This is a genomic window from Ruoffia sp. FAM 26255 (assembly GCF_045528525.1).
GTDB classification, from domain to species: domain Bacteria; phylum Bacillota; class Bacilli; order Lactobacillales; family Aerococcaceae; genus Ruoffia; species Ruoffia tabacinasalis.
The window spans coordinates 26,083-40,108 of record NZ_JBGQQX010000016.1 but is presented as its reverse complement, the minus strand read 5'-3'; the positions used below and the strand labels follow the sequence as shown (position 1 = coordinate 40,108).

Sequence of the window (14,026 nt, the reverse complement as noted above, 5' to 3'; positions counted from 1 at the left end):
GTGTCATCGATTGCACACAAACGGAACACGATTCCACGGAAATCCTTACACTACCGAACACCGTTGGAAGTATTTTTGAGTTACTTAGATGAAGCAGTTTTGTCTAGCTTAATTTGACAAATCAAAAATAATAAAAAATCAGCCGGTGCATTCAATGCATCGACTGACTAAACTTTATTGAGTTGCTTTTTGCTGTTGTAATTCAACAAGCGTCTTATTGCGTTTGTAATAAGCTGGAACTAAGGCAAGTACAGCTCCTAACCAAGCCATTGGATTAGATATAACTGGACCGGCAAAGCCAATAAGCCCACTTAAACCAAACGCCGCAATGATTCTCATCGTTAATTCCATCACTCCTGCGACTGTCGGGATAAAACTATCTCCCAACCCTTGGAGAGTGTAACGAAGGACAAAGAGAATCGCTAAAATCCAATAAAATGGACCGGTTAATTGGAAAAAGTACTGTCCGTAACTTCTCAGAACTTCTTTGGAAGAACTGTCTCCGAAGACACTCGTTAATTCTCCACCGAATAAGAATAAAATAACTGAAAAGAGTATTGACACTGATATCGAAAGAACAAGCACTTGCTTTACGCCTCTTAAGATACGGTCGTATTTTTTCGCACCAAAGTTTTGTCCAACATACGTGGCCATTGATACTCCGAATGACATTAGAACGAAGACGACAATTTGATCAATCTTTTGAGATGCTGAGTAACCTGCGACGGCTTCAGCTCCTAATGTATTTAAGGCGATTGTTACAGACATTGATCCAATCGCAATAATTGAAGATTGAAACGCCATTGGGAATCCAATCCGGCAATGTTGAATCACTTCATCTTTACGCATCTTAAAATGTCTTGCTTTAACTTTTAATAAATAAACTTTCTTCTGAATATAGAATAAGCAAATTAAAGAGGCGATTAATTGTGATACCATTGTCGCAGTCGCTACCCCAGCTACTCCCATATCAAAAACTAGGATAAAGATATAATCTAAGATAATGTTAATCACAACCGCAATGACTAAAGCAATCACCGGTGTCCGACTATCTCCTAAAGCTCTCATTAAGTTACTTAACATATTGAATAGAATTGTAATAGTCATAAATCCAAAGATAATAATTAAATAATCATAGGTGTACTGAATGATTTCAGCCGGCGTATTCATTAAATAAAGAATATCCCATAAGAAAAACATACTCAATGCCGTCATCACAATAACGACTAAAGTCGATAGTACCCCATTGATTGCGACACTTCGACTGACCTTTTCATAATCACGTGCCCCGTACGCTTGCGCCGTTGGAATCGCCATTCCAGCAGTGAACCCTTGCGAGAAACCAACCACAAAGAACATGACACTCCCTGCTGCACCAATACCTGCTAGAGCATTCACGCCCAACGTCCGTCCGACAATGAAGGTATCCACCATGTTGTATAACAATTGAAATATATTGCCTATAATTAAAGGTATAGAAAATAATAGAATTTGTTTGATCGGTGTTCCCGACGTCATATCTTTCACAAACGTGTTCCTCCTACTTTATTTATTTCTTACGTAAGTATATGTTAAAAGTTTTTAGGATACAACATTAATCAATGTAAATATAAAAACCTAATGACAGCAACTAGGCTAATCATTAGGTTTAAACTTTTAAATTAAAATGTTAATTCACTTCCATGATCTAACTCATAGTAATGTTCTTTGTATTCAACATTCGAACGAATAAGTTTATATATGACCGATGCAATAGGCACCCCTAAGAAGAAACCGGCAGGTCCTAAGATCCCCCCACCAATCGTTACCGCTATGAAAGTCCAAATTCCTGGTAACCCAATGGATCCACCAACAATTCTTGGATAAATCGCATTACTTTCAAGCTGTTGCAGTACGATATTGAATAGAAGGAAAAAGAGTCCTTGAATCGGGTTTTGAACGAAGATTAACATCGTTCCAATAACAGCTGATAAGATAGCCCCAACCATTGGTACTAAGGCCAGTGCCCCAGAGAGTGCTCCAATCATACCCGCATATGGGAAGTTAAATATCATCATCCCCACCGTTACTAACGTACCATAAATAATCGCTTCGATTAACATTCCCGTAATAAAACTAGAGAATGATTCATTCGTCACTCTTAAAACATACTTCAAACGACGGAAGTGGTCTCTCTTCATGTAAGCACGCAGTACGCGTTTAACTTGTCTTTGTATTTTCTCTTTTGAAAATAAGGCGTGAATTGCGACAACTAATATAACAACTAATCTAAATAAAGATGAAGTTAATAATTGGAATGTCGTAAACGTTGACCCTAGAATGTTATTAGCAAAACTTGCCGCATCTCGGGCAATACTTTCCCAATTAATGTTTAAATTATTTATCAATGTATCAATTTGAGGATAAATTTCTTCTAAATCCTCAATCCACCTTTGAATATATTCAACCATTAATGGTAGGTTTTCTAATAAAGTTTGTACTAGGGAGATTAATTGTGGAATGATGAGCCATAACACTAGAACAATAACAATAATAACTGTAATCAGTGCCAGTAATATCGATACTGGACGTCTTGCACGAATAAGTAGCTCATTATCCGTTTCTGGAAACCAGAACCCCTCATACATCACCATAATTAAATTCAAAATATATGCAAATACAAATCCATAAACAACAGGAGAAATTATATCCCAAAGCTCTCTCAAACCAGCGAAAATGTGCTGATAATTAAAAATAACTAGAATAAATACTGCAGCTAAAATAACGTACTTCATGACCATTCGATCCAAACGGCCTAATTTATCCATTAAATCCCCCCTCTATATGTATATACACTATACCATGTTTTTATTAGCGATTACGAACAGTTTCATTACAATATGGAGTTATTTTTACACTTGCCAGACAACTAATAATGTTGACATAATAATGATAGAAATGATGATAGATAATGAATTTATAATCGCTGATAATTCAAAATTCTCCCCATACATCCGTGTATACATTGTTGCAACGCCTGAAACCGGCGCAAAGGCAAGAATCGCTAATGTTTGCCGAATTTCTAAACTAAATGGCAAGAAAAAATATAACAATGCTGAAATCCCTGCTGCTACAACATAACGACCAGATAATGTCTTAATTAAGAGCCGGACATGTTCCTTATGAATCCTTAAATCTAAGGCAACACCAATCATAAACATCGACAAGAACGTATTCCCATTCCCAATAATTTGGGTCACATCCGTAACAAAACTTGGTAATTGCAGTGAAAAAAGCGATAGGATTATCATCACAATATACACAATAACTGAAGGTGAACTCATCATCGTGCGAAAGATATACCCAATATTCACCTTACTCTCTCCGTCCCTGACACTCTTTGCCATACCGTAGTTTCCACCTAAAACCATGAAGGCACTTCCGGCATCGAACAAGCTCACTGCTAAAATCGCTACTTCAGAGAAAAAGAAAGAAATAAAAGGTAAAGAAAAGTTTCCAATATTATAACCATTCATATTCAACATTAAAAAGCCTTTCTCTGTTGGCGTTTTACCTAACAAATGCGAGAATATAATATACACCCAATTACATAAAAATCCAATAATACTAATAACAATCAGTGTTGGTGGAAAGCTCAATCCATTTAAATTTGAAATGATTGCACTCGGTAACGTTAGATAAAAAATTAATTTAGAAATCGTATCAAAATCTCTTTCTCTGATAAAGTAACCTCGAGTTGTTAAGATATTTGCCAATATAATAATTGACACTAGAACTGCCGCTTTAATAATTGTTTCGACCATTATGTTGTCCTTTCTATCCGTTTGATATGTGCGTCGTAAGTACATGCATGCCAAATTACCATCTATACTCTTGGTGATTATAATTTGCTTGATCAATTAAAACTTGTAGATAACGGTTCATCGACTCTGTATCAGGACTAATTAGTTTCTCAAATGTATCTTCGTAGGCAGAGACAGTTGCTTCCCAAATATTAGAGATATTTCCAGCAAAGAAAGCTAAATTTAATTCCTGTGTTAATTGTCTTAATTCATCATTTCGATCTTTATTGGAATCCAATTTCTCATTTGCTTTAGTAAAGACTTGTTTAAGGTAAGTATCATAATCGAGTAAATTTGGATCTTCTGTCTTAGTCTCTTTTACCCAAGCTTCCATATCTAATTTTATTTGTTGATACGACTTCTGGTTATTATCAATCACAACCTCGCCAATCACACTCGGTTGAACAGCAAACGCTCCTGTCGCAATGTCAGTCACTTGCCCTTCTTGCGCGATATGTTGGGCATGCATATGCCCACTCAATGTTACAGGTATTTGATATTTTTCTAAAATATTCTTCAACCTATCATGATTACCCACAACAAAATTCTGACCCATCAATTCAAAATGCGGAATAGAACTATGGTGTAAAACAACCGTCACTTCAACGTCTGCTCCCGTAATAGTCCCTAATTTATCCTCCAACCAAATGAGGGTTTCGTCTCTCAATTCTCCTTTAGACACAGGCGGTTGGTCATTGCCTTCTCCGTGATAAATATTACTATCTAACATTACTAACCAATGATCGCTCATTAATTGAGTAATATAACTTAAACTCACATCATCTTGGTAAGTTGCTTCTTCATAACCAAAGGAATTCATTAATTTTTGAAATTCTACGGGAGTAATTTGTTTATCCCTCACAGCTCTACTATCAGTAAATGAACTTGCCCATCCATTGTTAATATCATGATTGCCAGGTATCACAAAAACTTCCGTACCTAAAGCTTCGATTTTCGCAAATACTTTCTGAAGGTCGACTAAACTTTGATACTCACCGTTTAAAGTCAAATCACCTGCAACTATTAAAGCATCCGGTTGCTGTTCTGCCTGTTCGATTTGATAAGCAAGGGCTTCAAGTCGTTCATTGGAGTAAAAAAATTCCAAACCAGCACCAGTATCTTGTAATTTCTGAATGCGGGGCCCTTCAACATATAAGCTAGGTGATAAATGATGGATATCAGTCACAACCCATAATCTCAAATCTGACTCCGCTTTAGACGCTTGTGCGCCAGTCATTGCAAAGAAAATACAAAGAAAGAATACTAAACATTTCCAAACCTTTCTCATTATCAAACCCTCCTTTCAATAACAAACAAAAAAGACTATGAGAAATCTCATAATCTTATTATCCTATATTATTGAATGAATTCAATCTAATTATGTTTTTGATTCTGTTTCTTTCTTAACCTCAATATCTACGTCATAAACGGGGATGGGCTCTCGACTTGCTTTTTCAAGTGTTTGTAATAGTAGCATCAACCAAGTAAAGGCAAGAATAAATGAAACTATTTCAAATCCTGTTAAAGTAATATACCAGCCTGTTAAATAATAATAAGTAACAACGAACAACATAATGCCTAACACATAAGATGTAATCACAAATTCTCGTGACACCTTAGGCACAAACCACTTAATTCCGATAATCATCGCGATAATCATATATACTAGCATGGCTGCAGATTGGTTATGATATTTAGGCATATTTCCCGGTCCATCACTTGGGAAATAACCAACAAGTCCTAGGCAAATTGCTGTAATCGTCAGTAATATTCTTAGAATTGTTAGTGGACGGTGTTTTGGATAAATCTTCTTTAACCAACAAATAAATAATCCACTAAAGCAATCATCATAAACGCAGACAGCATCAAAGTGAAGTTAAATTGCCAAGCACCGCTCGCCTCTTGTGTTCCTAAGAAACTTAAATTTCGCTGCCACCACTGTGCCTCACTGTTGGTAATCATTGAGATAATCACACCACTTAAAATGACCACAACTAATAATTTGGTCATTAAAGACGGCGAAAGGACCATCACAAAACTGATCATGACATAATTAATAATCGATATAAAGATAAAAGTCAGTAAGGTTGATAAGTAAATATCTAAAACTAAACCTTCAAATAATAAACCTAAGAGGTAGAAAAAGAATAATATAGCTAAAGCAATGATGATGGCGAAAGATAATAATATCGTTGGAACATTCCGCCAATAGATATTCTCCAAATTGGCTAATTTTTTTCTTTTACCTACGATAAAAGCAATCGCAAAAGTAATGACTCCACTTATCGACCCAATCAGCAATATCGCACTCGCAATCGAAATACGTCCCATTAATTGAATAAATAATTGCTCTCGGGAATTGAAAAAAAGAAAATATATCAAAGTTCCAATCACTGCTGGTATTAAGAAATAACGTAAAGCAAGTTTTTGATGATTGCTTGAATGATTATTTGACTTTAGTACATATTCTTGACCATCTATCTTAAGTATCGCTTGATTGACTTGATTTACGTCAGACACTTCATCATTCACTATAACCCTTAGTTCTTTATCCTCATTGCTTCCCATTATGCACCTCGTATTTTGTTAATATTATGCTCACTTATTCAACTTCTTCAATCATATAAAATCTAATTGCTTTAATTAAAGCTTCTTTTTTTGTATTTTCAAATGTATAAAATGAAGCAAAATGTATTCTCTGTCCTGGTTTTGCAATAATAACACCATCCGCTGCTCCATATTTCCCATGGGATAAAATACTCAGTAAGTTTAAACTACTTAACTGTATATCTTTTTTATCAAAATAAGTGATTAATTCATCAATCCCATTTATTGTTTGGTCGCCGTTAATTTCCGTTTCTACAGCTGGATTAAGTGTTTCCTCTAGATTAGATTGCTTTCCAACAAAAAGTCCTACGACAAAGTCTCTAATAACACGTCTTTTCGGCGCATTGTCACAACTTAAATCACCTAACAATAAAAAATCTGGCTTATATGGATGTGCTTCAGCGTCACTAAAAGTTAAATTACTTTCAGTTAAGGCAGATTCTAATATGTTGATCGACTTTTGTCCCATTCCATGTAGCTTTAATAATTCATCTTTACTAAAAGCAGCCACTTCCTCAAGTTGTGTGACATCAATAGTTTGAAGTGCTTTGGTAGCAGCTTTTCCAATATTAGGTAAACCGTGTGACATAATACCCTCTCCTTCATTTTCTTCACTTTATATCACTATCTTAATATATATAAGCCCATACTAAAAGGAGAAAATGCCTGAATTCAAAGATAAGCGTAAATAAGCTTACCTCAACAAGTGGAAGAATTAGTTTATATTCTTCCACTTAAGCACCTCAGTTGGAACAATTGGTTTTTTTCTTCCAGTTAAGCGCCTCAACTGGAACAATTTATTTTTATTCTTCTAGCTAGGTACAACTCAAAATCAAAAAACGTCTATGCCTTACTTGCGCAAGTAAGGCATAGACGTGTATAAAAGGGGATCAAATTTAGGTATTACTTGATGCGTCGGATACTATTAATTGTAGTTTGCTTGTCTTTCTTTATATCCATAATATGCATCTTCAAGGATTTCTTGCATTTCATTTACTAAAGCTAAGCGCGGATTCACTGGTGTACACTGGTCCTCAAAGGCTAAGTAGGCGATATCTTCTGTTTTATCCATGAAGGCAGATTCATCAACGCCCTGGTCTTTTAGACTCATTTGAATTCCAACACGTTCTCCAAGTTCGAACACAGCTTGTGCTAAGTTTTTTACTCCTTCTTCTGGAGTTTTTGCATCAAGTCCGATTAATTTAGCGATGTCTTGGTATTTTACATCTGCTTTGTAGTAATTGTATTTTGGCCAGTTCGCCTGTTTCGCTGGTCGGGTTCCGTTATAGCGAATAACGAATGGAAGTAAAATCGCATTTGTTCGACCGTGAACTGTATGGAAAACTCCACCAATCTTATGAGCCATTGAGTGGTTAATTCCTAAGAAGGCATTACCAAATGCCATACCCGCCATAGTTGAAGCGTTATGCATTCTTTCACGTGCTTCTGGATCATTATATTTTACTGAAGCTTCTAAGTTTTCGAATACAATCTTAATTGCTTGTAAAGCCAGTCCATCAGTAAAGTCGTTAGCCATCACTGATACATACGCTTCGATTGCGTGTGTTAACACGTCCATCCCTGTATCAGCTGTAACAAAATCTGGTACAGTCTCAACTAAAGCAGGATCTACAATTGCGACTGTTGGTAGTAATGAATAGTCCGCTAATGGGTATTTCATATTATTTTTTTTATCAGAGATAACCGCAAATGGTGTCACTTCAGATCCTGTTCCTGATGTCGTTGGAATACCTACATACTTCGCTTTAGACCCAAGTTCTGGGAACTTAACTGCTCTTTTACGAATGTCTAGGAATTTTTGAACTAAATCTCTAAAGTCTACTTCTGGTTGTTCGTAGAATAACCACATGACTTTAGCCGCATCCATAACAGATCCACCACCTAGGGCTATAATTGTATCGGGTTGGAATTGAGCCATCGCTTCAGCTCCACTTCTAACAGTTGTAATATCTGGATCTGGCTCAACGTTATGGAAGATTTGGTAATTTACTTTGTTTTGGCGCGCCTCAAGTTGGTCGATAATTCTTTGAGTAAAGCCGAGTTTCATCATTGATTCATCCGTAATAATCATGACACGTTCAACATCAGCCATTGTTTTTAAATATTGGATTGAGTCACGTTCGAAATAGATTTTTGAAGGTACTTTAAACCATTGCATGTTATTGCGTCGTCTCCCAACTGTTTTAATGTTAAGTAAATTCAATGCTCCGACGTTTCCACCAACTGAGTTGCGTCCGTATGATCCGCAACCTAGAGTTAATGATGGGATGAAAGCATTGTATACATCTCCGATTCCCCCGAATGTTGAAGGAGAGTTCCAAATAACTCGAATGGCTTTAACTTGACGGCCGAATTCATTTGCTAATTCTTGATTTTGTGTATGAATCGCAGCTGAGTGACCTAATCCAAAGAACTCAACCATTTGTGCAGCTTTTTGAATTCCATCTTCAGTTGTTTCTGATTTCAATAAGGCTAAGACTGGAGATAGTTTTTCGCGCGTTAATGGTTCGTTTGGTCCAACTTCTGACACCTCTGCCACTAGAATATTTGTTTCTTCCGGAACGGTGAAACCTGCTTGTTCTGCAATCCATGTCGCTGGTTTCCCAACAATTTCATTATTTAATTTTGCGCCAGCACAGTTTTCACTGAATGCTTTAGAACCGAAACAAAATTCCTCTAATAGTGCTTTCTCTTTTGAATTTACGATATAAGCATGATAGCTTACTAATTCATCTTTAAATTCTTTATAGATTTCTTTATCAACAATTGCGGCTTGTTCAGAAGCACATACCATTCCGTTATCGAATGATTTACTTAATATGATGTCATAAGCTGCTTGCTTAACGTTTGCTGTCTTTTCAATGTAAGCTGGCACATTTCCTGCCCCAACTCCTAACGCTGGCTTACCACATGAGTAAGCTGATTTAACCATGGCATTTCCACCAGTGGCTAAGATTGTCGCAACCCCATCGTGATTCATTAATGCATTCGTTGCATCTAACGATGGTTCTGTAATCCACTGTACACAGTTTTCTGGTGCACCTGCTTCAATCGCTGCATCTCGAACGATTTGAGCAGCGTGAGCTGATGACTCAAGTGCTGCCGGGTGAAATGAAAAAATGATTGGGTTACGAGTTTTTAATGCGATGAGCGCTTTGAAAATAGTTGTCGACGTCGGATTCGTTGTCGGAGTGATGGCGCAAATAACTCCAACAGGTTCAGCAATTTCTGTGATCCCCGTCACTTCATCATCACTGATAACACCAACAGTCTTCATATCTCGCATGTAATTTACAACGTGCTCACAAGCAAATAAGTTCTTTGTCGCCTTGTCTTCAAATACACCACGGCCAGTTTCTTCAACCGCATGTCTTGCTAAAGTACCATGTTGATTTAAAGCTGCAACTGAAGCTTTCGCTACTATGTGATCAATTTGCTCTTGATTAAATTGATCGAACTCCTCTAAAGCAACCAAACCTTTTTCTACTAAACCATTAATCATGTAATTAACATTTCCAATAACTTCTTTTTCAATTAATTCCGTCATTGTTACGCTCCCCTTTTCTTTATCTTTGATTACATGTTACTCTTTTCACAAATGAAAGTAAAGAGGTTTATTGTTAAAACCGCTAATATAATAGGTTTTTATTAGGTGTTGTACAGTTATCTATGCTGTTTCATTCAATGATAATCCTCGATATGTGATTAAATGAGCATCTTGCCGCTTCTGTTATATAACAATATTGATATTGTTTTATTGATATAAATATTTCTTTGAATATACTGCTAATATTTGCTAGAAATACATAAAAAAGCGCAACACTGTTTTAAAGTGTTACGCTTTAATTATGTCGATTTATTTAATCATCTAAATATCCTTTGTAGCGTTCTGTTCTCAACAATCTTTTAGCATTCTCGACCCGTTCTGCAGTCGGTGGTTCTACTCCTTCCAAACGGTATTTAATTCCAAGTGCCTCATATTTGTAGACACCTAGTTTATGATATGGAAGCACCTCGAACTTGCGAACATTTGATAAAGTTTCAACATAATCGCCTAATCGAATCAGATACTCATCGTAATCCGTACGCGTTGGAACAAGTACGTGTCGAATCCAAACAGGTATATTCAACTCTGAAAGTAACTCAGCCATTTGCATGATATTCTCATTGCGCACGCCTGTTAATTTCGCATGACCTTTTGGATCAATATGCTTAATATCAAATAAGAACAGATCAGTATACTTCATCAGTTCTTCAAATTGTGAGCGGAATGGCTCCTCTAAAGTAAAGGGCGCGCCACACGTATCAATCGTTGTGTGGACACCATGTGCTTTACAAATTTTGAAATATTCAATCAGAAATTCGATTTGAAGTAAAGGTTCTCCCCCACTTACAGTTACCCCGCCGCTATTACCCCAAAAAGAACGGTATTGTATGGCTTCATCGAATAATTCTTGCGGAGTATAAGGTGTTCCCCCACGCATATTCCAAGTATCCGGATTATGACAAAACTGACAGCGTAGACGACATCCTTGCATAAAAGAGATGAATCGTATCCCTGGTCCGTCAACTGATCCGAAACTTTCAGTCGAGTGGACGTTCCCAATAATTGGTGTTTTAACTTCTGACAAGATATATCCCCCTTTCAACAAGATATCTAAAACTTAAGTGATTACATTGTACTGTGCATTGTACGGTTAATAACATCCATTTGTTGCTCTCTAGTTAATTTGATGAAGTTTACAGCATAACCAGATACACGGATAGTTAATTGTGGATATTCTTCTGGGTGATCCATCGCATCTAATAACGTTTCGCGGTTAAACACGTTAACGTTTAAGTGGTGTCCACCTTCTTTAATATATCCGTCTAACATATTCACTAAGTTGTCTTTTTGAATTTCTTCATCTTTACCTAAGGCTTTTGGAATGATTGAGAATGTATTTGAAATTCCATCTAAAGCATATTCGTAAGGCATTTTAGCAACTGAAAGTAAACTTGCTAACGCCCCATGAGTATCACGTCCGTGCATTGGGTTCGCTCCAGGAGCAAATGGATCTCCTTCACGACGACCGTCTGGCGTGTTACCAGTTTTCTTACCGTAAACAACGTTTGATGTAATAGTTAAGATTGATGTTGTATGGATAGCATCACGGTATGTTGGATGTTTCTTAACTTTAGTCATGAATGCTTTAAGTAAATCAACACCGATCTCATCAGCACGTTTATCGTTATTACCGTATTGTGGGAATTCACCTTCGATTTCATAATCGACAACTAGACCATTTTCATCACGGATTGTTTTAACTTTTGCATATTTGATTGCTGATAAAGCATCAATTGCAACTGAGAATCCAGCAATACCTGTAGCCATCGTACGTTTTACATTTGTATCATGTAAAGCCATTTCAATACTTTCATAGCTGTATTTATCGTGCATGTAGTGGATAACGTTTAATGAATTGATATACAATCCTGCTAACCATTCTAACATGTCATCATAACGTTCCATCACTTCATCATATTCTAAGTATTCTGAAGTAATTGCTCGATAGCTTGGTCCAACTTGTGCTTTCGTCATTTCGTCGACACCACCGTTGATTGCATATAATAATGCTTTTGCTAAGTTCGCGCGCGCACCGAAGAATTGCATTTGTTTACCAACTTCCATCGCTGACACACAACATGCGATGGCATAGTCATCACCGTAAATTGGACGCATAATGTCGTCATTTTCATATTGAATGGCTGATGTGTCAATAGACATCTTCGCAACAAATCGTTTGAAATGAGTTGGTAAGCTTGGTGACCATAACACAGTTAAGTTTGGTTCTGGTGCTGGTCCTAAGTTTGATAATGTATGTAAAAATCTAAATGAATTTTTAGTTACTAGTGGTCGTCCATCAATCCCAACTCCACCGATTGCTTCAGTGACCCAAGTTGGATCTCCTGAGAATAATTGATTGTAATCAGGTGTACGTGAGAATTTAACTAGACGTAATTTCATAACGAAATGGTCGACTAATTCTTGCGCATCTTTTTCTGAAAGCATACCTGTAGCAAGATCACGTTCAATATAGATATCTAGGAATGTAGATGTACGACCTAATGACATTGCTGCCCCATTTTGATCTTTAATTGCCGCTAAGTATCCTAAGTATAACCATTGGAATGCTTCTTGCGCTGTTTCAGCTGGACGAGTTAAATCAAAGCCGTAAATATTACCTAATTCAATTAAATCTTGTAAGGCACGGTATTGTTCACTAACTTCTTCACGTAGACGCATAACTTCTTCGTTCATTTGTCCGTTACCAATATTTGCGAAGTCTTTTTGTTTCTCTTCCATTAAACGGTTTACTCCGTATAATGCAACACGACGGTAATCTCCGATAATACGTCCACGACCGTAAGCATCTGGAAGTCCTGTAATTACTCCTGAACGACGAGCAGCACGCATCTCAGGTGTGTATACATCAAATACACCTTGGTTATGAGTTTTGCGGTACTCTGTAAAGATATGTTCAATTTCTGGATCAATCTTATACCCATATGCTTCTGCTGATTGAACAGACATACGGATTCCACCGAATGGTTGTAAACTACGTTTGAAAGGTTTGTCAGTTTGAACACCTACTACTTTTTCAACGTCTTTGTTCAAGTAACCCGCATCATGTGACGTAATTGTTGATACAACTTTAGTATCCATATCTAGAACGCCACCAGCATCACGTTCTGCTTTTGTTAGTTCCATTACTTGATCCCATAATTGGAAAGTTTCAATGGTTGCGCCTTCTAAGAATGAATCATCACCTTCGTACAAAGTATAATTCTCTTGAATAAAATCTCTAACATCAATTGACTCTTGCCATTTAGTTCCTGTAAAACCTTCCCAAGGATTTACATTCATCTTTTCGTTTTCTAATTTTTCCATGGTATCCCCTCCATATAAATTCGAAGCAACATCTATACTTGTAAATCATTACACATATATGATAAACTATTTTTATACCTAAAGCAATAGGATATAACAATTATTTATGTGAATTTTAGAACATTGTACAAAAATAGCCCCATCGTTAGACAGGACTTTTAAATATTAATTTAATTCGGAATAAAATCACTCGGAATACCTAAAGCAATACGAGCAAAGCGTGAGATGCGAGATAAATCCCAATGCGGTTCAAAGACAACTTTTATATCGATTTCAGTAATTTTATCAAAGTTAGCTAATTGATATCTCACGTCACTATCAATAAAGTCTGCTAAGGGACAACCGGCAGTTGTTAAAGTCATTATGACTTCAACCTTCCCTGCTTCATCCATATCTACTTCATATATTAGGCCTAAGTTCGCAATATCTATGCCTAACTCTGGATCGATGACTCCTGTTAATTGCTCTAGTAATTCTTCTTCGTACTTTAATGCTTCGTTTTTGAATAGAATACCAAATTCTTCATTCATAAAAGATGTTCCTTTCGTTTAAATAATATATTTATTTTATTCATATTGCTTATGAAGTTATTGTTCGCTAGTATTATATAATATAGTACGTTTAG

General features: G+C 36.5%; 11 protein-coding genes and 1 pseudogene. 1 reads left to right on the top strand and 11 read right to left on the bottom strand.

The window, feature by feature from the left end; all coding sequences use genetic code 11:
- Nucleotides 1–117, top strand: a pseudogene (locus ACEN31_RS04885) (IS30 family transposase); the annotation flags it as partial.
- 57 nt (nucleotides 118–174) lie between these two features.
- Here the strand turns inward: ACEN31_RS04885 and ACEN31_RS04880 are convergent.
- From ACEN31_RS04880 to ACEN31_RS04830, 11 genes are all read right to left on the bottom strand, one after another.
- Nucleotides 175–1,518 (bottom strand): MATE family efflux transporter, encoded by a 1,344-nt coding sequence (locus ACEN31_RS04880; protein WP_407090241.1) that lies wholly within the window; start codon nucleotides 1,516–1,518, stop codon nucleotides 175–177.
- 143 nt (nucleotides 1,519–1,661) lie between these two features.
- Nucleotides 1,662–2,807 carry an AI-2E family transporter gene (locus tag ACEN31_RS04875; protein WP_407090224.1) on the bottom strand — a complete coding sequence of 382 codons (1,146 nt, stop codon included), beginning with the start codon at nucleotides 2,805–2,807 and terminating at the stop codon, nucleotides 1,662–1,664.
- 84 nt (nucleotides 2,808–2,891) lie between these two features.
- Nucleotides 2,892–3,803: an AEC family transporter gene (locus tag ACEN31_RS04870; protein ID WP_407093914.1), complete on the bottom strand. Its 912-nt coding sequence runs from the start codon at nucleotides 3,801–3,803 to the stop codon at nucleotides 2,892–2,894.
- A 55-nt stretch (nucleotides 3,804–3,858) separates the two neighbouring features.
- Nucleotides 3,859–5,130, bottom strand: a complete 1,272-nt coding sequence (locus ACEN31_RS04865; protein WP_407101571.1) for a metallophosphoesterase — start codon at nucleotides 5,128–5,130, stop codon at nucleotides 3,859–3,861.
- Between the two features lie 90 nt (nucleotides 5,131–5,220).
- On the bottom strand, nucleotides 5,221–5,544 hold the full coding sequence (locus ACEN31_RS04860) for a hypothetical protein (protein ID WP_407094694.1): 324 nt from the start codon (nucleotides 5,542–5,544) through the stop codon (nucleotides 5,221–5,223).
- 110 nt (nucleotides 5,545–5,654) lie between these two features.
- On the bottom strand, nucleotides 5,655–6,410 hold the full coding sequence (locus ACEN31_RS04855) for a hypothetical protein (protein WP_407094695.1): 756 nt from the start codon (nucleotides 6,408–6,410) through the stop codon (nucleotides 5,655–5,657).
- Between the two features lie 34 nt (nucleotides 6,411–6,444).
- Nucleotides 6,445–7,038 carry a DNA-binding protein gene (locus ACEN31_RS04850; RefSeq protein WP_138403994.1) on the bottom strand — a complete coding sequence of 198 codons (594 nt, stop codon included), beginning with the start codon at nucleotides 7,036–7,038 and terminating at the stop codon, nucleotides 6,445–6,447.
- Nucleotides 7,039–7,374: 336 nt separating this feature from the next.
- Nucleotides 7,375–10,017 carry a bifunctional acetaldehyde-CoA/alcohol dehydrogenase gene (gene adhE, locus ACEN31_RS04845; RefSeq protein ID WP_407108782.1) on the bottom strand — a complete coding sequence of 881 codons (2,643 nt, stop codon included), beginning with the start codon at nucleotides 10,015–10,017 and terminating at the stop codon, nucleotides 7,375–7,377.
- 313 nt (nucleotides 10,018–10,330) lie between these two features.
- Nucleotides 10,331–11,101 carry a pyruvate formate-lyase-activating protein gene (pflA, locus tag ACEN31_RS04840; protein ID WP_407090230.1) on the bottom strand — a complete coding sequence of 257 codons (771 nt, stop codon included), beginning with the start codon at nucleotides 11,099–11,101 and terminating at the stop codon, nucleotides 10,331–10,333.
- Between the two features lie 41 nt (nucleotides 11,102–11,142).
- Nucleotides 11,143–13,401, bottom strand: coding sequence for a formate C-acetyltransferase (gene pflB / locus ACEN31_RS04835; RefSeq protein WP_407090231.1), 2,259 nt, complete (start codon nucleotides 13,399–13,401; stop codon nucleotides 11,143–11,145).
- Between the two features lie 170 nt (nucleotides 13,402–13,571).
- Entirely contained in the window at nucleotides 13,572–13,931 is a 360-nt protein-coding gene (locus tag ACEN31_RS04830) for a metal-sulfur cluster assembly factor (RefSeq protein ID WP_138403990.1), read from the bottom strand.
- Nucleotides 13,932–14,026 lie beyond the last annotated feature (95 nt).